Genomic DNA, 22622 nt, shown 5'->3' with positions numbered 1-22622 from the left:
TTTTGTAGCGCCGGGTCTCTCAAGCTGAGGAGTGCTTTCCCCCATGGTGCCGTCATCTGTAGCTATCGCCCTATTCGTCAAGAATGAATTTTCTGACATTGCAGGATGGATTGCCTGGCACCTCGGGCTGGGAGTGAAAACCCTTTTCATTTTTGATGATCACTCCACAGACGGAACATGGGAAATCATTCAGGCTGCGGCCAAGTCTTTTAATATTCGTGCTTTTCAAACCGACCCGGTAGCAGAACCCGATTTCTACTGGCGTCAGCGAAACTGCTTTATGCAGGCTGCTGAAATGGCCAAAGGTCATTATGCTTGGCTCGGATTTCTGGACGGCGATGAATATGTTTACTTTCGTCATGCAAACAGCCTTCCAGAATTCCTTGAACGCTTCCCCCATGCCGATGGGCTCGCGTTAAGCTGGCGTATTCAAGGGAGCTCCGGACGGGTCGTTCGCCCCCGTAAAATGACAGTCGAAGCCTTCACTCAGCATTCGACACCGGAGTTGGGCGACAATGTTCTCGTCAAGAGCTTTGTCAGACCGGAATGCATGGGCGACACGTATCATAACCCACACTGGTTTGATGTCCCGGCAGAACGCTATGTCAGACCCAATGGGCAGTATGTTCCTTCAGCAAATGCCGTGCAGGAAATTGACTGGGAAGATGCTTTTGTCCTGCATTACATCTGCCGCAGCATGGAGCACTACATCCAGCGCATCAAACGCCGCCTGAATGCCGATCTCAGTGACAGTCTCGGCTATTGGGACCATTTTGATCGCAATGATGTCGAGGACTTTGAGCCACTTCGGTTCATTCCGAAAATTCGCCCGATCCAGGTCAGTATTAATCGAAATATGGTCGCGCGGGCTATTGAGGATTTAAGAAAGCAATATCCTCCCACAGTAGCGATTTCAGATTACGAGGGTGAAATACTGGAATCCCGTGTCTTCAGCATTCACTCTGCATATTTTGAGACACAGCTCTGTGTTGATGCCATTACGGGAGATGTCTGCCACGCTTCGCTTGCGGTGATGTCCGAACGTAGCTTGTTACCCGTGTATGGTGCCGTTTTCGCTGATACGCCCGATTTGATTACGTTCTTCGTGCGCGACGGTGTGCATGTCGAGCACAATCGTGCGCTAAAGGTTTTTGGAGACGACAGAGTTTTCAGTGAACTGACTTATCAGATTGCGAAAACCATACAGGACAAGCCTGAAGGGACAGCGCTGAGAACAACTCTCTCCGGAGAATACCTCTGCTTCATTCTTCCTCATGATGGTATCGGACAGGTAGAAGCTAATCGCAGACAGGCCAAGGACTGGGAAGAAGCGTCACTCAGGCCCGAGTTTAATGTCACTTATAGCTGGCAGAGGATGACGGCACCTTTACCAACATCTGGAAAGATGACGTTTGATTCTTTAATCACCTGGCTTCGGAATGAAAAAGATGCTCCAAGCATCTATCTTTTCCTGAAGATGATCGCTCTTCTATCACCCAGTGATCGCGAGAAACTTCATAGACATGTCCCCGGACTTCTCTGGGGATTTATTTGAAATTGAAAATACCGGGCCAAGGGATCACTCACCCAAGGCCCGGGATATAAAAAGCTGGTTTTAGGCTGAAACCGGCACGTTCCGAAGGAAAGCTACGCTTTCCACACAGGCCGCAGCAGCTTCACGGCCTTTGTTCTCAGCGTCTTCCCGTGAACGGGCAACAGCCTGTGCTTCGGTGTACGTTGTCAGAATACCAAACGCGACCGGCACTTCCGTTGCGAGCTGAGCCTGCATGATACCGATGGTCGCACCCAGCGAGATAAACTCGAAGTGGGCTGTGTCTCCCTTGATGACGCAGCCGAGGCAAATCACACCCTCATATTTACCTGATTTGGCCAGTCTCTGAGCAAGAAGCGGCAGCTCAAATGCACCAGGAGCATCATAGACGTCCACATCCGTGATGCCGCGCTCTTCCATCCATTCGAGCGCCCCATTCTTCAGGCCGCCTGTAATGCCAGTGTTAAAACGGCTGACGATGATCGCCATTTTGGGGGCTGGAGAAAGGCGCAGGTCAGGGGCGACAGGGATATGCTTGCTCATGCGGGCTGTTCCTGGAGAAAATGGCCCATCCGCGTCCGCTTGGTGGCAAGATAGGCCCGGTTAAAAGGGTTGGCTTCAATTTCCAGTCGCTCGCGGGACTGCACATCAAAACCGAAGCGAACAAGATTGGATTCCTTGTCCGGATTGTTCGTCAGAAGGCGAAGGGACGTGACGCCCAGATGCCGGAGCAGGTCAGCGGCTGCATCCCATTCACGGGCATCCGCCGGCAGGCCCAGAGCCTCGTTTGCCTCTACGGTGTCCATGCCGCCATCCTGAAGCTCATAGGCCCGGATCTTGTTGGCAAGGCCAATGCCCCGGCCTTCATGACCGCGCATATAAACCAGCACGCCACATTCAGAGGCCGAGATCCGCTCAAGAGCTTCCCGAAGCTGAGCGCCGCAATCGCACCGCAAAGAACCCAACGCGTCACCCGTGACACATTCTGAGTGCAGTCGAATCAGCGGGGTTCCCTGAGACGGATCTCCCTTCACGAGGGCTACGTGTTCGACACCGTCTACGGCCCGGAAAGCATGGATCTTCAGATCATGGCCACCGAAAATGCTGGGAAGAGCAGACACAGCCACCATTTCACCGGTAGCAGGTACTGGTGTGCTGATCAGTTGAGCATCATCCACGGAGCCACGCCCGTGCTCGCGGCACCACTCCTGCAAGTCCGCAATACTGACGACTGGCATTCCATGCTTTGCGGCGAAGCGGCGTAATTCGGGCAGGCGCATCATGCTCCCGTCGTCCGCCATGATTTCGCAGATCACGCCCGCAGGCTCGAGGCCAGCGAGGCGCGCAATATCGATCGACCCTTCCGTGTGGCCGTTACGGGCAATTACACCCTCTGGATGAGCGCGCAGAGGAAAGATGTGGCCCGGCGAGATGACATCGGCTGCTGTTGCGTCAGGGCTGGCAGCAACAACGATTGTCCGGGCACGGTCTGCGGCCGAAATGCCAGTGGTTACGCCTGTAGCCGCCTCAATGGAGACCGTGAAAGCCGTGCCGCGCGGGTCACGGTTGCGGCTGACCATGGGGGGTAGACCAAGACGGTCCACCTGCTCAGCTTCCAAAGGAAGGCAGACCAGACCCCGCGCTTCACGCACCATGAAATTGATGGCTTCGGGAGTAGCGAACTGCGCCGCCATAACCAGATCGCCCTCATTTTCACGGTTCTCGTCATCAACCATGACGACCATGCCACCTGCGCGAATGGCTTCAATGGCAGCTTTCAGGGATGGCTTCATGACGCAACCTTTCCAAGTATAGGCGAGAAGCGCAGCAGGTTTTCGACGTACTTGGAGAGTACATCGACCTCCACGTTCATACGTGTTCCGACTGTAAGGGACGAGAGGTTCGTATGGTCCCAGGTATGAGGAATGATTGTCAGACCAACCTCAAATCCGGACTGGTTTCCCCGAACAACATCATCATGCAGTTCGTTAACCGTCAGGCTGATCCCATCGAACGTGATGGAGCCTTTTTCCACGACATACTGGCGCAGGGCCTGTGGGACGAAAATGCGGAGGGCGTAAGAGTCTCCGGATTTTTCGACACCGGCAAACGTCGCAACATTATCGACATGTCCCTGCACGATATGCCCCGACAATCGGGTATTGGCTGCGACCGCACGTTCCAGATTAACGCGGGAACCGGCTTTGAGCTGCTCCAGAGGCGTCCGAGAGAGAGTTTCGCCGCTCAGGTGGAATGTTGCCACGCCAGCCGCATCGAACGTCTCAACCGTCAGGCAGACGCCATTCACTGCGACGCTTTCGCCTAGCTCAAGATCAGGAAAGCCCGTCTCGACGGTCAGGTCCATGGCCTTGTCACGGAGGGATACAGCTTTGACAGTACCCAAACGCTCTATGATTCCAGAGAACATGCGCTTTCCCTCAGCAGTCGTAGCGGGCTCTCGTCCCGCGATTGAAGTTCGATGTGATCTGTGTCGCCGTCTTTGCGGATGGTCAGCCAGTCGTCCCATAGACCAGCGTCGGACACTGTTTTCAGAAGAGATGGACCGGCTTCCACCATGGCCCAGTTCACGCCGCGCTCGGCCAGCATGGCGGGTACGGAGAGAAGGTCAGGACTGACCAGAACCGTGAACCCGGCCTGTTCCATCCCGCTTTTCCAGTCTGCCGGGAGGCGCCCCTGCCGGTCACACACCACAAGAAGGCGTGGACCTCGATCCGCGTGATCGGCTACCCGACGCACTGTAAAGCGCGGCTTGTCAGCTAGCACGGTCCCGACGCCCGTGATGATGGCATCGGTAGCACGGCGGAGACGATGAGCCAGCGTCAGTGAGGCTTCGGACGTGAACGTCGTCCGTCCCATCGGCGGAATCATCGTACCATTTGAATCCAGAGCCTGCTTGACGCTGATCCACGGACGATGACGAACGACGCGACTCAGGAAAGGCGCCAGCACGGCACGGCAATCGCGTTCAAGATCGGCCATTTCCGTGACATCCGAAAGGAATGTGACGCGGCGCCCGTTCGGCATCTCCCGCAGCCGCTCTGCGCCGCCCGCAGCCTGCGGATTAGGATCAGCAACGCCGATCCAGACATGTTCGACGGGACTATTGCGCAGCGCTTCGCTGCAGGGAGGTGTACGCCCCGTGTGATTGCAGGGCTCAAGCGTCACAATTGCGGTGCGCACATCGCCCAGGACGCCGGCATCACGAGCCTGTGCAAGAGCCATGGCTTCTGCATGAGGCTGCCCGACCCTCGGATGAACGCCGACGGTGAGAACACGACCTTCTGCATCGAGCAGTGCGCATCCGACAGACGGATTGGGAGAGGTTGCTCCCAACGTGTCGGCCGCATGGTCAAGGGCCAAGCGAAATCCTGCTCGGATCTGGCTTGCGCTCACTGCGCTGGAAAAGGTGGTTTGTTTCAACAAGGCTGCGGTCACGGTCCCATTATTCGGGACGTTCGCAGGGCGCACGCCGCCCTCAGCCGATGCTCGCGGTAGGAAAGTGCGAAGATGCACGCTCCTTCCACCCGAGCAATCGGGCAAGTGCTGCGTTCTCTCTCATCCGGACTATGACCGTCGGCTCCGGAGTCTCACCGGATCTGCTTGACCCTTCCTATCCGTGGATAAGAAGGCGCTCGCGGGCTTAGGAGGGACCGAAATCCCTTCAATACCGCCGGTGGGGAGTTTCACCCCGCCCCGAGAACGTCTGTTCAGTCAGGAATATGAGACCGGGAAATCACAGATTACAAGTGGAATCGAACACAAAGAGACGTGAAAACTGCTTATGTGTCATATTTCGTGATCTTGTAGGTTTTCTTAAGCCCCATAGAAAAAGCCGCCAGAGAGAACTCTGACGGCTTTTTTTACTGTTCTCTTTGAGTGAGAGACAGCAATCAGTGCGTGGAAGCATCCGTGTGACGCTGAATGGCATCCTGCGTTGCGTTCGCACCGCGAGACACATTGTGGCCCACGGAGCTGACGTCCTGACCAGCACCCCGAACAGTGTTGCAGGCCGAGAGAGAGACGGCGGCACCAGACAGTAGCGTCAGGGAAAGTGCAACACGGGCGACGGACTTGATGGACATTGGGTATAACTCCTTGAAGAAGCGTTCGATATCGAAACGCTATTCGCGGAGGAAAGTTCATCCGCGAGAAGACGTTTGTATGGCCCGATTGTTTCAAAATGAAACAGCGCTCGACCGCATCTTTCCAGCGTCTCGTTCCGGTTAGCCCAAGGTGAAATCCGCCAGTTCGTCTGCAAGTTTCTCCGGGTCAGGGATACGGTAGTTCATTTGGAAACCACCTCCAGCCCCGACAGGCTCCAGGCCAGAACTATCGTACAGATAGCGAGCATGATTGTTGTTCGCCTTATCGACCAGACACTGGTTCGCCCACATATCCGGGCTATGTACCAGCGTCACAACCCTTCGCTGAGGGAAGAAGATGCTCGTATGAAGACAGGCATCATTATAACCAATCACCAAGGGATTTGAGGCCCAGAGCTTGAGCTGATCCCGGAAAGTCATTTGGCTGGGATAAACAGTCCCTATCCCTTTTGCTCTCAATGCCGCCGTCAAAACGGACTCATTTTCTACCCTGACGTTGCCCTGAGAGAGTTTTTCCTGCGAGAAAAAGAGAACGCGTCCCGGGTGATCCTGCGCACCTTCGGGTAAAATCTTTCGCCCGATGCTGTGAGCAAGATCTGCGAAGACATCATGAACGAGTGACAGCTCTTCAAATGCAGCCGCTGCAACCGTGATCCGTGGAAAGCGCGCAGGTGACAGAACCTGCATGAAGTGATCTTCAGTCAGATCAAGCGCTGTCACGACCGTCCGAAAATAGCTTTGTGCCATCAGTTGAGCGAGAGGCTGCGGGCTGCTGAAAACGAGCTTCAGCCGTGAGCGTGCGTAGGGAGGAAGACTCCACAGGCGAGACAATACGTTGGCAAAAAAATAGAGGTAGGACGGATTAATGTTTCCAAGGAAAAAATAATCGAACTTGTCGCTCAAAACTGGGCAATCCGCGAGATCAGGGTAGTCCCGGGAGCAGAGAGGTGTGTGGAGTGAGCCCGCGCCCGTATAGAGCATCGCCTCAGGAACGCTTCGGCCCGAAGGTTCAAAAAGTCCCCACTGCGGGGCCGTTCCAGGCGGGACAAAGACAGCATTCCTGACGTCCCGCTTGCTTGGGAGGTCCTGAATCAGAAGTCTCCGGCCAACGAAACCCGTACAGTCTTTCAGGGCCATATTCCGACCTTTCCTGAAGCTTGAAGCAGCCTCCAGCAGGCCGCGCAGACAGTTCTTGAATGTGTTTCGCTTGCATCGGTCAGCACATCAAGCCCAACTTCCGTGCAAAGAATGGCTCAGAACTGATGACAGCAGGGGGGTGCGCTGTTAGAAAGCGCGCAATTCTCCCCCTGACGGATACCAGACGAGGCCGTTTCATGAAGATCGTTGCCTGCAACAGTAATCTGCCGCTGGCTCGTGCGGTGGCGAGTGAACTACGGCTGCCCGTGTGCAAAACCGTGGTCAAGCGCTTCGCGGATGGCGAAGTCTTTGTCGAAATTCAGGAGAACGTCCGCGGTGAGGACGTTTTCGTGGTGCAGAGCACCTGCATGCCGACAAACGATCACCTGATGGAACTGCTGGTGATGCTGGACGCGCTGCGTCGTGGATCTGCGCGCCGGGTGACGGCTGTCATGCCGTATTTCGGATATGCCCGTCAGGATCGTAAATCCGGCCCGCGTACACCGATCAGCGCGAAGCTGGTCGCCAACCTTCTGACGGAAGCGGGCGCCAACCGTATCCTGACGATGGATCTGCACGCCATGCAGATCCAGGGGTTCTTCGATATTCCGACGGACAACCTGTACGCGGCTCCGCTCTTCGTGCGGGACCTCAAAACACGCCTTCCGGACCGGGAACTCATGATTGTGTCTCCTGATGTTGGCGGTGTTGTCCGCGCACGTCAGCTTGCACAGCGTCTGAACGTTGACCTGGCCATCATCGACAAGCGCCGTGAGCGCGCCGGCGTGTCAGAAGTCATGAACGTGATTGGCGATGTCTCGGGACGGTATTGTGTGCTGGTAGACGACATTGTGGACAGCGGTGGATCGCTCTGTAACGCGGCCAATGCTCTCATGAGCCGGGGCGCAGAAGGCGTGGAAGCTTATGTCACTCACGGCGTTCTGACTGGTAATGCCTGCGAGCGCGTGAAAAACAGTCCCTTGAACATGCTGACCCTGACGGACAGCATCCCTGCTACCCAGGCGCTGCTCGATACGCCAAACATTCGCCAGATTACGACTGCTAATCTTCTGGCTCGCGCCATGAGCGCTGTTGCAGACGAAAGCTCGGTTTCCTCTCTCTTCGACTAAGCTTTCCCATCTCTGGAGGTTTCATCCATGCCGAAGATCCTGACCAAGCCTTACTGGTATCTCCGGCACGGTGAAACGGATTGGAACCTCAGAGGTCTCTCCCAGGGCCGAACGGACATCCCCCTGAATTCTACGGGGCTCGCACAGGCCGTCCGAGCAGGCCAGATTTTCGCGGATCTGTTCCGGAAGGGAGAAAATCCCTTCGATCGGATTATCGCGTCTCCCTTATCTCGAGCTCTTGTCACGGCGGAGCACACGCGCGATGCCATTCGAGACAGTGGAGGTCCTGACCTTCCTTTGATTATCGATCCGGAGCTCAAGGAAGTCTGCTTCGGAGTGCAGGAAGGGCAGCCCATGGGGGAATGGTACGATCCATGGATCGAAGACGGCTATACGCCCGAAGGTGCTGAAAGCTTCGCTACACTCCAGGCACGCGCTGTAGGGGCTGTTAACCGAGCGCTGCAAGCTGACGGAACCCCTCTCTTTGTCGCGCATGGCGCATTGTTTAGAAGCCTTCGCGCAGGAATGAGCCTGCCAGTCAATGTCCGTTTGCCAAATGCCGTTCCTCTGCATCTGACACCAGAGGTCACAGGATGGACAATCCGCGCATGTCTGCCGGAAATAGCTCAATAGTCTTTCTGCGGATCTGACGCGGGCAAGGTTATTGCCCCTTGTGCAGAGGCGCAGGGACAATTAGGGCAGGAAGGACTTTGATTTACAAATCGGAACCTTTCTTATGATGCGTATGCGCTTTCTGGTGGCATTGACTGCATTCAGCAGCCTGGTTGCCCCAGCCTTTGCCCAGCCTCAGCCAGAGCCGCTCCCTCTGCCTGCCGCCATCCCAGACCCGCAGGACAAGCCCTTTCCCGGCGCTCTGACGGTTGCTGTTGATGCGACAGACACGGCCCATCACGTCATGTCCATCCATGAAACGGTTCCCGTTCCGAAAGAGGCTGTAGAGAAAGGCGAACTGATCCTGCTGTATCCCATGTGGATTCCGGGTGATCATTCCCCGACAGGCGTCATTGAGCAGCTTGCCAGCCTGAAAATCCAATCAGGTGGCAAGACGATTCCCTGGAAGCGCGACACGGTCAATATAGCTGCGTTTCATATTCCCGTTTCAGCCACGACCCCCACACTCGACGTTCATTTCCAGCTTCTGTCTCCGGTTACGCCGGGTCAGGGCCGTGTCATCATGACGCCATCCATCGTCAATGTTCAGTGGGATCAGGTTTCTCTATATCCGGCTGGGTATTTCACCCGGGATATTACGGTCAAACCAAGCGTTCTGGTGCCGCATGGATGGCAGATTGGCTCTGCTCTGCGTGCCTCTGCCTATGGCGATGAAACCCACTTCAATGCAACGACCTATAATACGCTGGTCGACTCCCCGATTTATGCGGGTCGGTATTTCCGTAAGTTTGATCTGACCGGGCCGGATCATGTCCCTGTCGCACTCAATGTTGTTGCAGACGATGCAGACTCCCTGAATGCAACGCCGCAGCAGATTGAAGCCCATAAGAACCTCGTCAAACAGGCTACGGCTCTTTTCGGCTCCCATCATTATGACCATTACGACTTCCTGCTCGCCCTGACGGAAGAGTTGGGCATGATCGGGCTGGAGCATCATCAATCCAGCGAAAATGCTGCTGCTCCGGGATATTTCACGGAATGGGACAAGACGTTCCCTGAACGTGATCTTCTTGCGCATGAGTACACGCATTCCTGGAACGGAAAGTATCGTCGCCCGGCTGATATGTGGGCTCCAAACTTCAATGTTCCACAACGCGGCTCCCTGCTCTGGGTGTATGAAGGCCAGACCCAGTATTGGGGAAATGTTCTTGCAGCACGTTCAGGACTTGTGACGCAGGATCAGGGCTTCGAGGCGCTGGCCTATATGGCAGCGACCTACGAAAACCAGACAGGCCGTCTGTGGCGCCCGCTGGAAGACACCACCAATGACCCCGTTATTGCTCAGCGTGCCCCTCTGTCATGGCGCGACTGGCAGCGTTCGGAAGACTACTATGTGGAAGGGCAGCTTGTCTGGCTCGACGCAGATACGCTGATCCGCAAGCTTTCCAACGGGCAGAAATCTCTGAACGATTTCGCGAAGGCCTTTTTCGGCACGAATAATGGGAGCTTTATTGTCAGCCCCTATCAGTTCGATGAAGTGGCTTCGACCCTGAACAGTATCCAGCCATATGACTGGGCCAAATTCCTGCATGATCGTCTGGACACCATCCGGCCGCATGCTCCGCTGGATGGCCTGACAAACGGTGGCTACAAGCTTGTCTACACAGACAAACCAACATCCTTCATCAAAGCATCGGAGGCCGTTCGCCATAGTGTGGATCTGACGTTCTCGCTCGGTATGAGTGTCACACGTGATGGCAAAACAGCACGCGTTCACTGGATGAGTCCGGCATACAAGGCCGGCCTGGCGTCAGGGGAGACAATCCTGGCTGTCAATGACATGGCCTACACTGGGGATCGTTTGCGTCATGCCATCGCGGATGCGCAGAAAGACCCGAAGCAGCCGATCAGACTTGTGGTGAAATCTGGCGAGCATATCAGCACGATTTCCATCCCATATCATGATGGCCTGCGTTACCCGCATCTGGATCGTGTGAGTGGCACACCTGACTATCTGAGCGCGATCTACGCTCCCCTTTAAGCTGCCCCGATTTACAGCATGAAAGACCTTTTCAGAGTTCCCAGCGAAGGGGGCTCTGGAAAGGTTGTCCCGTCCTCAGAAAGCTCTGAAGACGGGTGCTGTGAGGCAGGTCAGAGAATATGTTCGCCAAGGATGCCGCGGCTCAAGAAAGAAACTGCTGACTTGGAGACGTCATCAAGCGCTGTAAGAGCATTGATAACCAAGCCATCAACTTGCTCTGCGGTTTCGCAGGAACGCTTTAAGTCTTCAAGACTGGTGATACGTCCAAGGTAAACACCTGCATCACGCACAAACTGTGGGCACTCAGCGATGTCCACAAGCTTCAAATTGAAGCTTTCCCATGCAAGCGCACGGATCTTGCGAATATTATATGTTCCGTCCGGGGCAAAACCTAAATATCTATGGGTTCTTGGATGAGAAATAGAAATGGACCCATCTTCGTTATTCCATACCTTATAAGTCAAAACTTTGGTGACGCGAGAGTCCCCATTGACCCTTAGCGCTTCTCCACTAGACGTGAATACGTGAACATATTCACTTCCTTCACAGTAGATTCCAATTAACGGAATTCCATTTTCAGAATCTGTAGACAGCTTACCGTCGACAGATGTCAGCCTGTGGCCAAAATGGTTTTCAATATGAAAGGCGACAAAAGAGCTTCGACCATCGAAATGTTCGCTCAGTATTTTTCCTGGAGTTGTATGAAATGAAATCCAGTTATGCGCGATTTCGTGAGCTTCTGCCTTATAGGCAGGCTGGAACACAGGAACATTGGGTGGTGCAAGGATGCTCTCAAGCTGATTTATAAAACAGGATGAGGTAGAGCGTAGAACACGTGCAATCGTATGTGTCTGCTGCGAGACAATATGATCCATCCACTTATAAAAATCACGGATGTAATCGGCAGATATAGTGCTCTCGATAGCATTATATTCTGGATTATTCACGACAGTATGAAGCGGGTCGTTCACATCTCTGCGGACGTCTTCCAGATGGCGATCCCGGTTAATATAATGTTCCAGAGATCTGGATTGGTAGTGAATAAGGCGTGCGCCCTTCCACGTCGGAATATTCCGGGTGAAACCACCGCTCGGAGATTCCCACTCAACAGGCAGACCTTCACTGTCTACACTGGTGCCGTGAACATCGACATTATGGACCTGGTAAACCGACCTCGACAACCGATCAGGACGGAATATAACTTTGGTATGTCGGTTCCAGAAAAGCTCATTACTGCCCATTCGGGTGTAATTCAGAAATGGAACGCCTTCTGGACGGCTAACATACCCGTTTGTGCCAACACAGCACCAATTAAACGCAACGAGCGATGCATCGCCTTGTTCTGACAGATAAGATTTTATATTTTTCCCATACAGATCGAGATATTCGTCTGCATCGAAAAACGCAATCCAGTCAAACTCATGACCATATCGAATGACGGCATCATTATAAGCACGCACCTGACGCACATTATGAATGTCGCGGTTAACGGCGTTTCTCATATAACGAATATCAATTCCGCCCTGCATGGAAAGAATTACTTCTTCCGTTGCATCATCGGAGAAATCGTCATAAATAATTAGAGTATCGAAACCTAACGCCTTATACCACGCTGCCCAATAAATAATTTCCGTTTGTTCATTTTTTACAACCAGACATACTGCAACCTTCATGTCTCATACTCCCACTTAGACAGACGACAGCATGAAGGGTTTCTTACTGTCTCGCCAATTTTAACCCAGGCTTAAGTATTTTCAAGACCTGCAAAATTAATTATTAATAAATGCTCAATTAGTACCAGATCGAGCACCTACCTTAAGCGTTCTGTACGTTAAACCAGGTTTTCAACCTGCGAATTGCCTCTTCAATCAAATCAGTTGAGAGCGCAAAACTGAAACGTATGAAACGGTTCCCATGCAGAGGGTCGAAGTCTACACCGGGCGCCGTCGTGACCCCCGTCTCCAGAAGAAGCTTACGACAGAACGACAGGCTATCTTCTGTGAGATGCCCAATATCCGCGTAAATATAGAATGCACCATCCGGTGGTGCGATATGCGTCAAGCCAAGCGCGGGCAAGGCTTCAAGAAGCAGATCGCGGTTTCGCCGATACGTCTCAATATGGCTATTGAGCTCCTGCCGACAGTCAAAAGCGACCAGTCCTGCATGCTGACTCAGCGCCGATGGTGTGAGGAAAAGATTTCCCATGCGCGCCCGGGCAGCATCTATCTTGTCGGATGGCACAATCAGCCACCCCAGACGCCACGGAGCCATACTGAAGTATTTTGAAAAGCTGTTGACCACCAGCGCGTGCGGGTCATGTTCCAGAACACTATGGGCGGGCTCCCCGTAGCTCAGACCATGATAAATCTCGTCTGATACAATCCGGATCCCACGGGCCTTGCAGACATCAATGATAGCCTGCAATTCACTGTCTGGCAGAATTGTTCCCGTTGGATTGGCAGGGCTGGCAATAATAAGACCGTCTGGAGCAGGCTCCAGCTCGGCCACGGCTTTTGCCGTCAACTGGAAGCGTTCAGCTTCTCCGCAAGGAATTTCTACCGGCACCATATGAAGTGTGCGGAGCGTATTGCGGTAAGCAACATAACCCGGTCGTGCGAGCGCAATACGCTGCCCAGGCACAAAACAACTCGTCAAAGCCAAGACAAGCGCCGGGGAGGCGCCGCAGGTCAGGATCACCTGCTCTGACTGAACCGTGACGCCATATGTCTCCCGGTAATGCCGGGCAATACGCTCCTTGAGCGGCTGGCTTTCCCAGTATCCCATGGGATCTGTCGCCAGAATATGCTGTGCCCGTTCAATGGCTTCCTTCGGCGCACCAGTTGAGGGCTGACCAAATTCCATATGAATGATGCTGCGCCCCTCCGCCGCAAGCTTGTGAGCAAGCGCACTAATGGAGATGGCGTGAAACTGGTCAATGTCCGGAACGGGCATGAGAAACTCGGTACAAAACTTCAGAAGCGACGGTAAACCAGTTCAGGCGTTTCTGCCTGCTCCACCGCCTTCTCGACGATGTCATGAAATGGTGAGCGGCTGCAAACCGGGTCCATGTTGGCGGCATTCCCTGTCAGAGCCAGCGCCTGACAACGACAGCCTCCCCAGTCGATCTCCTTGCGGTCACAGGCCCGGCAGGCTTCCGGCATCCACTCCGTTCCACGGAACATGTTGAACAGGTGGGAATTGTTCCAGATCTCGGCCAGCGATTCATCCCGCACGTTCGGGAAGGTCACATTTGGAATGATTTCCGCAGCATGGCAGGGAAGAACACGACCAGAGGGGGAGATGTTCACGAACCGCTGCCCCCAGCCGCCCATGCAGGGCTTGGGACGGTCTGCATGATAATCTGGCGTGACGTAATCAATGGCCAGACCTCCCTTCTCACGCTCGGCTTCTACAGCACGCGTGGACTCTTCGAGCTGTTCTCTGCTGGGAAGCAGAGCATCGCGGTTTTTGAGGCCCCAGCCATAATACTGGGTATGAGCAATTTCGACTCGGCCAGCCCCAAGCTGACGTGCCAACTCAAACATTTGCGGAATGCGCGCGACATTTTCCCGATGGACAACAAAGTTCAACGTCATGGGAATCCCGGACGCCTGAATAAGCCGGGCGGCTTTAAGCTTGCGAGGCTGCGCGCCTTTCAGGCCGCCAATGCGTTCGGCGCCCTCTTCCGTCACATCCTGGAAAGAAAGCTGGATATGATCTAGCCCGGCCTTATCCAGCGCATCAAGTTTAGCTTCATCCAGCAGGACGCCGGACGTAATGAGGTTTGTATAAAGATTCAGCTTTCGTGCCAGCGTCACCAGTTCGACCAGATCTGGCCGGGCCATTGGCTCACCGCCCGAGAAGTGAACCTGCAGGACGCCCATCTCCGCCGCCTGTTCAAGCACCCGTCTCCATCCAGCTGTATCCAGCTCTGCCGCCTTACGTTCCAGATCCAGCGGATTGGAGCAGTATGGGCAGGCAAGCGGACAACGATGGGTCAGTTCAGCCAGAAGGCTCATCGGTGGCTGGGGCAAGGTCATGCGCGCAGAACGCCCTTTTCCGTCAGATCAGAAAGAAGCGCGAGAACATCTGTGGAGATGACTTCGCGCGGGGCGGAGAACTGTTCCGTCAGCTTCTCTACAATAGAGCCAACAGGCAGCTCCCCGTCCACAAGACCCAGGATATGTGGGGCGGCGCCTTCGATAATGAAAGCCTTTTCGGGAGCCTGGACAAGCCAGACATCCCGAACACGGTCATGTTGCAACCGATGACCACGCGCAAAAGACAGGACGGTCTCTTCCGTCACACTCATGGGACGAAAGCGCCCGGCGGGATATGCCCTTCAACATACGCGTAATCCAACGCATCCAGCATGGACCACAGAACGGAGCACTTGAACTCCAGAGCACCCAGAACTTCGCGCTGTTGTTCCGGTGTACGGGCATTTTCCCGGACATAGGCCAGCGCAAAGTCCGAATCCCGAGGAGCCTGCGTCAGACGAGGTGTGAAATAGGCCAGTGTTTCTTCAGAAATGAAGTCGTAGTGCCGCAGCATCCCTGAGACACGTTCGCTGATGATCGTCGGAGAGAACAGCTCGGTCAGGGAGGATGCGATAGCTGCTAGAATGGACTGATCTCGCACGAAATTCACATACGCATCCACGGCAAAGCGCGTCGCGGGCAACAGGCCGTCCGTGCTCTCCACATAGTCCCGATCAAGACCCAGACCATCCGTGAGTACGAGCCAGCGCGCGACACCGCCTGTTCCCGGCTCCGTACCATCATGATCCTCGATGCGGCGACGCCATTCGCGGCGCAGCTCGGCGGTCGGGAGGCGAGCGAGGAGCGTGGCGTCCTTGGCCGGGATCTTAGCCTGATAATAGTAGCGGTTCAGGGCCCAGGCCTGCACCTGCTGCTTCGTCAGCAGACCATCATGCAGCTTGCGGTGGAACGGATGACGGTTGTGATAGCGCTCAGCACCAATCTGGCGGAGGCGAGCTTCGAGCTGGTCAGGGGTCAGGAGTGTCATGGTGTTTCCAGTCTGAAAGTCATGCCGTCTTCGGACACGGTCCACCCCGCGTTCTCGACGTCTTTGCGTTCCGGACTGTCTTCCATCAGAACCGGGTTCGAGTTGTTGATGTGAATCAAGACTTTACGCGGTTTTGAGCAGGAGGCGAAGCACTCCACCGGCCCACCACTATCCCGGACAGAGACGTGCCCCATACGCTGACCTGTCTTGGGGCTCAGTCCCGCTCGGATCATTTCATCATCGCGCCACAAAGTACCGTCAAAAAACAGCAGATCCGCTTGAGAGGCACGTTTAATGATTTCTGGGGTGATGTGGGCGCAACCGGGGACGAACAGAACCGTCTGAGTCCCATCTGTGATCGAAACACCCAAAGTTTCATCAGGCCGCGACCCTTCAGCCTCAGCGTAAAGCGGGGCTTTCCCCGGAACCGCGAAGGCAGTCAGCGTCAAGCCGGATTGGCTGCCATCCTTCAGCTTCAAAGCGGTAGGTGCATCAAGCGTCAGAGGAACGCGCGGGACAATTGCAGGATCGAGCGCACCGAAGATCGGATTAGCCGCCAGTTGCTCCAGTGTGGAGTCACTCCCCATGAGCGTGAAAGGCTCACGTTCCCGCAGGGTCAGCAGACCCGTAATGGCGTCGATTTCACCACAGGTGAGAATGACGCTCTGGATCGGCGTTCCGCGCAGACTACCCTGATGGTGAAGGGCCGAAGTCTCGATAATCTGCTGCCGGAGATCAGGGGAAGCGTTGAGAACAAACCAGTGTTCTCCATCAGCACTCACGGCAATGGAGGCCTGAGTGCGAGGGCGTGCGCCCTGTCGCGTGCGGGCGGCTACACAACCCGGCGCTGCGGAGTTCCATTGGGGGAAACCACCGCCGGCCGCGGAGCCGAGCACGATGACATCAATCATTTTTCAGAAAACCGTCTGGGAAGCATGAACAGAAAACGGCCGCCCCTGTGGGAGGCGGCCGCCATTTTTCCCCGAAAGGGAAAAGATGATTACTTCTTCTCGCCGCAGACGTACGAGTTGATTTCTGCGCCTAGCGGAATTTCGGTAACTTTCGGCGTGTTCCAAGCCATGGCTGTTCTCCTAGCTCCAGGTTCGCCAGCAGGGCAGACCCCTACCAGCTCTGATCATTATTTAGTTACCTCTTCCCACTGGAGTTCAAGAGGGTTTTTGGGCAGAACACGCAACTGTGTCCTCTGTCAGGGCTTTTACCCTGATGTCACCCCTCCCCGCTTCAGGCGTCAAACATGTCCGGCTGTCCGACAGAGCCTTCCGCAGTTTCCAGCCAGAAAGGCTCTCTTCCGCCGGAAGAGGATGCATCCGGCCCAAGTCGACCCAGTCAGCGGGCAGGAGATGAGCTGCCAGATCCGACGCTCGACCGTAACATATTACGTCAGCACCTGAACGTCAGGGACATCTGCGTCCTGATCCTGACGATTCTGGCTGTGTTTTACTCGCTGTATTTCACCGCTCCCATCCTTTTGCCCTTTGTGTTCGCACTGGTCGTCAACCTGATGATGATCTCGCCGATGCGCTTTCTTCGGCAGAAACTGCATCTGCCCAAACATCTGGCTGCGCTGTTGCTCATCGTTGCCATGTTCGGTGTGGTTGGCGGAATTGCGACAACAATTTCTGTCCCGGCGGCAGGATGGATTTCCCGTGCTCCGCAGACACTGCCTGCTCTTCAAAGCAAACTGGCCGTCATGCGCGGACCGATTGAAGTCATGGAACGGGATTACATGCGGCTGTCCGGCATGTTCGGCGGCTACAAACCCTCTGGCTCGCACGCTGTAGCGGCGCCAATCGGGGGAGAGAATGCCCTGAGCCGCCTTGGGACGTCCGTTCTCGCAGGCACCAGAGAAATTGCAGGCGGCTTCTTCTCCATGCTGCTGATGCTCTTCTTCCTTATGACGGAAGGAGACACACTGCTGCGTCGGATTGTGGAAATCATGCCGACATTCCGAAAGAAGCGCCGACTGGTTCAGATCACGACCCAGATTGAACGGAATGTCTCGCTTTACCTCGCAACCATCACGATGATGAACCTGCTGGTCGGGCTTGCGAACATGATCCAGTGCTGGGCAACGGGCATGCCCAATCCCCTGCTTTGGGGGGTTCTGGCTTTTCTGCTCAACTACATCCCGATCATCGGCCCCCTGACCGGAATGGTGGTCTATTTCGTTGTGGGGCTCTTTACCTTCCCGTCCCTGCTTTATGCGCTGGTTCCACCTTCCATTTACCTGCTGATTCATGTGCTGGAAGGAGAAACCATCACCCCTATGCTCCTGGCCCGGCGCTTCACGCTGAACCCGGTTTTCGTCATGGGTTCTCTTCTGTTCTGGGACTGGATGTGGGGCATTTCCGGTGCGTTCCTGTCTGTCCCGATGCTCGCCGTTTTTAAGATCATCTGTGACCATATCGAGGTTCTGGCCCCCCTCGGCCACATCCTTGGCGGATCTCGCAGGCGGTCTCTCAGCAGCGCAATAACAGCACAGCTTCAGTCGGAAACCTGAGGAACATCTGGTCAGACTAGGGGTTTTCAGGCTAGAGGCAGCGACATTGTCCTGCCTCAGGAAACATCAAGGAGACCCTCATGATCCAACAGCCCCGACGCGGTGTCTGCCTGGTGATTTCAGCCCCCTCCGGTGCGGGTAAATCCACGATTGCAAACGCTCTGCGTGCGTCAGAGCCATCGTTGAAGCACTCTGTTTCCGTGACGACCCGTGGGCCCCGCCCTGGTGAAGTTGAAGGTGTTCATTATCACTTCCGAGATATCGAGGCCTTTCGCACGATGGCAGAGGCCGGCGAGCTTCTGGAGTGGGCAGAAGTTTTCGGCCGTGGCTATGGCACTCCGCGTGCGCCTGTTGAAGAAGCGCTGGAAGCCGGTCATGACATGGTCTTTGACATTGACTGGCAGGGCCATCGCCAATTGAGGGCCGCCCTCCCCGCAGACGTGGTGAGCCTGTTTGTTCTGCCACCATCACTCGAAGAGCTGGAACGCAGGCTTCACAAACGGGCCTCTGATGATCCTGCAGAGATTGCAAAGCGCATGAAAGCCGCGCTGGATGAAATCTCTCACTGGGCGGAATTCGATCATACGATCATTAATTCTGATCTGGACACAGCTATTTCTCAAGCCAGATCAGTCCTGACGGCTGCTCGGTTGGCAACCAGACGGCAGAGAAATCTCTCCAATATTGTAGCGGCTTTCAACAAGACCGCCTGACATCTTCAAAAACTGAGTTTCCGGAAGGCCGCAATTTCCTGATTGCAGCCTTCATTTCTTTTCCAGAATGACAAAACATTTCGGTATCAGAATTTGCGTAGCCAGACGTAACGAGTTCGTTATGAATAATGACAGCAGCATTGGTGCTGCAGAAGGCCGTAGCTTATTGGGAGTCGACGGTATGTCATCAAGGCGTCTTTTTTTCCTCGCAACCACGTCTCTCCTGGCGTCCTCTGTTGAAACCCATGCTTTGGCCGCAACTCCAACGGCAGCAACGGATACTCATCACAAGGTAGTACATCACCATACGCCTGCGCAGGCAGCGACCACACCCACGACCGTAAAGCGTCAGGCTGTGCAGCATCGCGCTGCTGAAGGTGGCAATGAGAGCATGATTGTTACAGGCACACACGCCAGTAACAAAAGGGCTCGTGACAGCTCAAGCCCGGTAACAGTCGTGTCGGCCGCAACATTGCGACGGTCCGGCCAGATGAATCTGGCAGATGCCCTGACCCGCACCTATGCTTCGATCAACGTTTCTGCAAAGGGAAGCGATACCGCTGCTCTCACATCCTCAATCCGGATGCGTGGCCTGAACCCGAACCAGGTGCTGATCCTGATTGATGGTAAGCGCCGCCACGTCACGGCCAACATTGTTCAGAACGCCGGGCCGCAGTTCGGTTCAACGCCAGTCGATCTGAACATGATCCCGGCGAACATGATCGACCACATCGAAGTTCTGGAAGATGGCGCAGCAGCCATGTATGGCTCGGATGCGATTGCCGGTGTGGTGAACATCATCACCAAAAAGCAGAATCACGGCCTGAACATGTCAGCCCAGACCGGCGCAAACGCCTATAATGGCGATGGCTGGCAGTACCAGCTCAACGCTGATGGCGGCCTGAAACTTGGACATGATGGCTATATGCACATCAGCGGACAGGTTTATCACACGGATCACTTTGTCGCTGGCGCGAATGACCATCGCCTTCTTGGAAGCTGGCCCACTGGCGCGAACACCAATGGCTACTACACGGGTGTTGTTGCCAACGCTGTAAACGTGCCGAAAAACTCCAACAAAATCATGAGCACCCCCGAAGAAACCCGCGAAAATCTAGGAATTGATTTCGGGAAGCCGATTACTGAAAAAATCGATTTGTATGGGCAGGTGACCTACGCCCATCGTCATGCCGAAGCCATTCAGAACTACCGCGTTCCCAGCATTGCTCCGACGCTTTATCCTTCCGGCTTCTCTCCTCTCGAAGTCATTGATGAAGACGACTACGCCGGTGAACTCGGCCTCAAAGGGCATGATTTCTATGGCTTCGACTGGGATCTGAGCACGGTTTACGGTGCGGATCAGGACAAGATCAGCAACAAGAACACGGCCAACACCGGTATGCTGGGCTCTACCTGCAACAACGGCAACGTCGCCAATTATTCCTCCACCGGGTGTGGCTGGTCTCCCACGACTGTGCGTGCGCTGAACTACCGTAATGCCCAGTGGACCAACAACCTGGATTTCCGCCGGAAAATCAACATCTTCAACACCGTCCCGATGGTGCTTGCGTTTGGGGGTGAACATCGCCTCGAAATGTATGACATCGTCGCTGGTGAACCCGCTTCTTACGAGGTTGGTGGCACACAGGGTTATGCTGGCCTGCGACCACAGAATGCAGGCTCCTGGAGCCGAAACATCTGGGCCGCATATATCGACGGCGATTTCCACCCGCTGAAGCACTGGGATCTGGATTTCGCAGGCCGCTTCGAGCATTATACAGATGTTGGCAATGCCCAGAACGGCAAGGTCTCCACACGCTACGACGCAACGCCATGGCTGGCCTTCCGCGGAACGATCAGCACAGGCTTCCGTGCCCCGACCCTCGCCGAGCAGCACTACAGCACGATGAGTGTGAGCCCGACCAGCGCCAGCGGCCTTCTGCCTGTCAGCTCCGCAGCAGCACAGATCCTGGGTGCCAGCCCGCTCAAGCCCGAATATTCCGTAAGCTCCAGTGGCGGCGTCGTCGTGGAACCGGTCAAGGGCTTCCACGTGGAGGCCGACGTCTATCAGATCAATCTGCGCAACCGCATTTCGCAAGGTGGAACCACGAAGGGTCAGGCGGCTGTCGACGCCATTCAGGCCATGGGTTACGCGCTGCCAGTCAACTCCTTCGATATCAGCAACGTCTCAGCCTATTACTTTGCCAACGTTGCCAGTACGCGGACACAGGGCCTGGACATCAAGGCTGACTACACTTTCCACCTCCATCGTTACGGTAATCTCGCTCTCAGCATGGCGCTGGATCTGAACCGTACCCGCATGCATCATGTTGCCAGCGATACAAATGGCAACCCGCTGCTCAATGCGCAGACAATTGGGTATCTCACGACGGGCTACCCGCGGAGCAAGATCATCCTCAACGCGTACTACACGGTTGGGAAATGGGACATCAACGTGCGACAGACGCGTTACGGCGAGACCACCAGCATGATGACCTATCAGGACTGGACGCCAACCTCTGCCACCTGCGCTGCTGCCGGCGGGGCCGCCCTTCGTTACTCCAACACCTGCTTTGGCCAGTTCAAGAACACTCCGCGCTGGCTGACCGATCTTGAAGTCGGCTATCGCTTCAACGAGCACTGGCATGTGGCTGTTGGCGGTAACAACGTCTTCAACGTTCGTCCCCGCAAGCTTCCGGAAGAGCTGAGCTCCTACGGTGCCGCTGTCTATGACTCCAACTCTGCACAGGTGCCGATCAACGGCGGCTACTACTACGGCCGTATCAACGCGACATTCTGAGCCTGCGAAGGGCTGCCGGGGAGAAAACCCCTGGCAGCCCTTTCTTCTTACTTCGTCGTGTATCCACCATTCACAAGAATGGTCTGACCCGTCATCCACCAGCCATCAGACACGAGCGTCCGGACAAAGGGGACAACATCCTCAATATCGGTCAGGCCGGTCTTGCTTAGAGCGGACAGGGCAGCCGCCGTCTTGTGATATGCGACGGCATCCGCACCTTCCTGCCCATAGAAGAAGGGCGTATCCATTGGCCCGGGACCAATCGCATTCACGGAAATGCCCCGTGCGCCGTACTCTTTGGAAGCAGCCCGTGTGAAATGCTCGACGGCCGCCTTGCTTCCTGCATAGGTGGCGTAGAATGGCGTGTAAGCTCCCAGAAGTGACGTAACGAGCGTCAGAATCTTGCCGTTGTCGTTGAGATGTTCTCCGGATTCTTTGATGAAGAAAAAAGCCGACTTCGTGTTCACGTCGAACATCTCGTCGAACTCCTGCTCAGACGTCTCCGCCATCGGCTTCTTGAGCACCTTGCCAACCGTATTGATCGCAATATCCGGCCGACCAATCGCAGCCACAGTGTCAGCAAACAGCTTGGTGTTCCCACCCGCGGTTCTCAGGTCCTGCTGAAAGGCGACGACCTCCACGCCCTGAGCTTTGAGAGCCGCGACCGTTTCGTCCGCAGCGGGTTTTGTCGCTGCACTGTTGTAGTGAATGGCGATGGCGCGAGCCCCATGAGCCGCAAGATCCCGAGCGATCAGGCCGCCAAGGTTCTTGGCGCCCCCAGCAATAAGAACCGTTTTTCCTTTGATACTGTGATCTGGCATGATCCGGTCTCCGCCTTTTTGAAATGGAACGCGCAGGCTACCGTCTGACGGAACACAACAAAGGCTGTATTCCTGACGACACCTGTCAGGAATCACGAACAAACTCGGGGCCCTGCTCTACG

Annotated in this window: 21 protein-coding genes and 1 riboswitch; of the genes, 7 read left to right on the top strand and 14 right to left on the bottom strand. The window is 55.2% G+C overall.

Going from position 1 to position 22622, the window contains the following annotated elements; genetic code table 11:
* Positions 1–43 precede the first annotated feature (43 nt).
* The gene (locus GCE01_RS04785) at positions 44–1555 is read left to right on the top strand and encodes a glycosyltransferase family 2 protein (RefSeq protein ID WP_099211366.1); all 1512 of its coding nucleotides are present in this window, start codon (positions 44–46) and stop codon (positions 1553–1555) included.
* Positions 1556–1615: 60 nt separating this feature from the next.
* Here GCE01_RS04785 and ribH read toward each other — a convergent pair whose 3' ends face one another.
* The 6 genes from ribH to GCE01_RS04755 form a co-directional block, all read right to left on the bottom strand.
* Positions 1616–2095 carry a 6,7-dimethyl-8-ribityllumazine synthase gene (gene ribH / locus GCE01_RS04780; protein ID WP_086633270.1) on the bottom strand — a complete coding sequence of 160 codons (480 nt, stop codon included), beginning with the start codon at positions 2093–2095 and terminating at the stop codon, positions 1616–1618.
* Positions 2092–3345: a 3,4-dihydroxy-2-butanone-4-phosphate synthase gene (ribB, locus tag GCE01_RS04775; RefSeq protein ID WP_099211364.1), complete on the bottom strand. Its 1254-nt coding sequence runs from the start codon at positions 3343–3345 to the stop codon at positions 2092–2094. The genes ribH and ribB overlap by 4 nt, the downstream gene beginning before the upstream one ends.
* On the bottom strand, positions 3342–3980 hold the full coding sequence (locus tag GCE01_RS04770) for a riboflavin synthase (protein ID WP_099211362.1): 639 nt from the start codon (positions 3978–3980) through the stop codon (positions 3342–3344). The genes ribB and GCE01_RS04770 overlap by 4 nt, the downstream gene beginning before the upstream one ends.
* Positions 3962–4996, bottom strand: a complete 1035-nt coding sequence (ribD, locus tag GCE01_RS04765; protein ID WP_099211950.1) for a bifunctional diaminohydroxyphosphoribosylaminopyrimidine deaminase/5-amino-6-(5-phosphoribosylamino)uracil reductase RibD — start codon at positions 4994–4996, stop codon at positions 3962–3964. Before ribD ends, GCE01_RS04770 begins: the two co-directional genes overlap by 19 nt.
* A 120-nt stretch (positions 4997–5116) precedes the next feature.
* Positions 5117–5278, bottom strand: a riboswitch (FMN riboswitch).
* A 185-nt stretch (positions 5279–5463) separates the two neighbouring features.
* Positions 5464–5655, bottom strand: a complete 192-nt coding sequence (locus GCE01_RS04760) for an entericidin A/B family lipoprotein (protein ID WP_046900458.1) — start codon at positions 5653–5655, stop codon at positions 5464–5466.
* Between the two features lie 141 nt (positions 5656–5796).
* On the bottom strand, positions 5797–6813 hold the full coding sequence (locus tag GCE01_RS04755; protein ID WP_099211360.1) for a glycosyltransferase family 61 protein: 1017 nt from the start codon (positions 6811–6813) through the stop codon (positions 5797–5799).
* A gap of 197 nt (positions 6814–7010) precedes the next feature.
* Here GCE01_RS04755 and GCE01_RS04750 point away from each other — a divergent pair, with 197 nt between their 5' ends.
* The 3 genes from GCE01_RS04750 to GCE01_RS04740 all read left to right on the top strand — a co-directional run bounded on the left by GCE01_RS04750 (position 7011) and on the right by GCE01_RS04740 (position 10617).
* Positions 7011–7943 (top strand): ribose-phosphate pyrophosphokinase, encoded by a 933-nt coding sequence (locus GCE01_RS04750; protein WP_046900960.1) that lies wholly within the window; start codon positions 7011–7013, stop codon positions 7941–7943.
* A gap of 27 nt (positions 7944–7970) precedes the next feature.
* Complete coding sequence (locus GCE01_RS04745) at positions 7971–8576, top strand: histidine phosphatase family protein (protein ID WP_046900456.1); 606 nt, start codon at positions 7971–7973, stop codon at positions 8574–8576.
* Positions 8577–8679: 103 nt separating this feature from the next.
* A complete protein-coding gene (locus tag GCE01_RS04740) occupies positions 8680–10617 on the top strand; it encodes a M61 family metallopeptidase (protein WP_099211358.1) in 1938 nt (645 codons plus the stop codon).
* 110 nt (positions 10618–10727) lie between these two features.
* Here GCE01_RS04740 and GCE01_RS04735 read toward each other — a convergent pair whose 3' ends face one another.
* From GCE01_RS04735 to pqqA, 7 genes are all read right to left on the bottom strand, one after another.
* Positions 10728–12290: a glycosyltransferase family 2 protein gene (locus GCE01_RS04735; RefSeq protein WP_099211356.1), complete on the bottom strand. Its 1563-nt coding sequence runs from the start codon at positions 12288–12290 to the stop codon at positions 10728–10730.
* Positions 12291–12432: 142 nt separating this feature from the next.
* Positions 12433–13569: a pyridoxal phosphate-dependent aminotransferase gene (locus tag GCE01_RS04730; protein ID WP_099211354.1), complete on the bottom strand. Its 1137-nt coding sequence runs from the start codon at positions 13567–13569 to the stop codon at positions 12433–12435.
* Between the two features lie 20 nt (positions 13570–13589).
* The gene (gene pqqE / locus GCE01_RS04725) at positions 13590–14657 is read right to left on the bottom strand and encodes a pyrroloquinoline quinone biosynthesis protein PqqE (RefSeq protein WP_099211352.1); all 1068 of its coding nucleotides are present in this window, start codon (positions 14655–14657) and stop codon (positions 13590–13592) included.
* Positions 14654–14929, bottom strand: coding sequence for a pyrroloquinoline quinone biosynthesis peptide chaperone PqqD (gene pqqD / locus GCE01_RS04720; protein ID WP_099211350.1), 276 nt, complete (start codon positions 14927–14929; stop codon positions 14654–14656). The genes pqqE and pqqD overlap by 4 nt, the downstream gene beginning before the upstream one ends.
* The gene (pqqC, locus tag GCE01_RS04715; protein WP_064275209.1) at positions 14926–15645 is read right to left on the bottom strand and encodes a pyrroloquinoline-quinone synthase PqqC; all 720 of its coding nucleotides are present in this window, start codon (positions 15643–15645) and stop codon (positions 14926–14928) included. Before pqqC ends, pqqD begins: the two co-directional genes overlap by 4 nt.
* Complete coding sequence (gene pqqB / locus GCE01_RS04710) at positions 15642–16556, bottom strand: pyrroloquinoline quinone biosynthesis protein PqqB (protein WP_099211348.1); 915 nt, start codon at positions 16554–16556, stop codon at positions 15642–15644. The genes pqqC and pqqB overlap by 4 nt, the downstream gene beginning before the upstream one ends.
* Before the next feature lie 89 nt (positions 16557–16645).
* The gene (pqqA, locus tag GCE01_RS04705) at positions 16646–16726 is read right to left on the bottom strand and encodes a pyrroloquinoline quinone precursor peptide PqqA (RefSeq protein WP_010502998.1); all 81 of its coding nucleotides are present in this window, start codon (positions 16724–16726) and stop codon (positions 16646–16648) included.
* Between the two features lie 174 nt (positions 16727–16900).
* Between pqqA and GCE01_RS04700 the strand changes: the two genes are divergently transcribed.
* The 3 genes from GCE01_RS04700 (at position 16901) to GCE01_RS04690 (ending at position 21679) form a co-directional block, all read left to right on the top strand.
* Positions 16901–18166: an AI-2E family transporter gene (locus tag GCE01_RS04700; protein ID WP_099211346.1), complete on the top strand. Its 1266-nt coding sequence runs from the start codon at positions 16901–16903 to the stop codon at positions 18164–18166.
* Between the two features lie 80 nt (positions 18167–18246).
* Positions 18247–18879 carry a guanylate kinase gene (gene gmk / locus GCE01_RS04695; protein WP_099211344.1) on the top strand — a complete coding sequence of 211 codons (633 nt, stop codon included), beginning with the start codon at positions 18247–18249 and terminating at the stop codon, positions 18877–18879.
* Positions 18880–19060: 181 nt separating this feature from the next.
* Positions 19061–21679: a TonB-dependent receptor plug domain-containing protein gene (locus GCE01_RS04690; protein ID WP_099211948.1), complete on the top strand. Its 2619-nt coding sequence runs from the start codon at positions 19061–19063 to the stop codon at positions 21677–21679.
* 47 nt (positions 21680–21726) lie between these two features.
* On the opposite strand, the gene GCE01_RS04685 is transcribed toward GCE01_RS04690, so the two are convergent.
* The gene (locus GCE01_RS04685; RefSeq protein ID WP_099211342.1) at positions 21727–22500 is read right to left on the bottom strand and encodes an SDR family oxidoreductase; all 774 of its coding nucleotides are present in this window, start codon (positions 22498–22500) and stop codon (positions 21727–21729) included.
* Positions 22501–22622 lie beyond the last annotated feature (122 nt).

Origin of the sequence: Gluconobacter cerinus (genome assembly GCF_002723935.1) — a bacterium.
In the GTDB taxonomy this organism is placed as follows: Bacteria; Pseudomonadota; Alphaproteobacteria; order Acetobacterales; family Acetobacteraceae; genus Gluconobacter; species Gluconobacter cerinus.
This window is presented reverse-complemented; position numbering and strand designations above follow the sequence as displayed.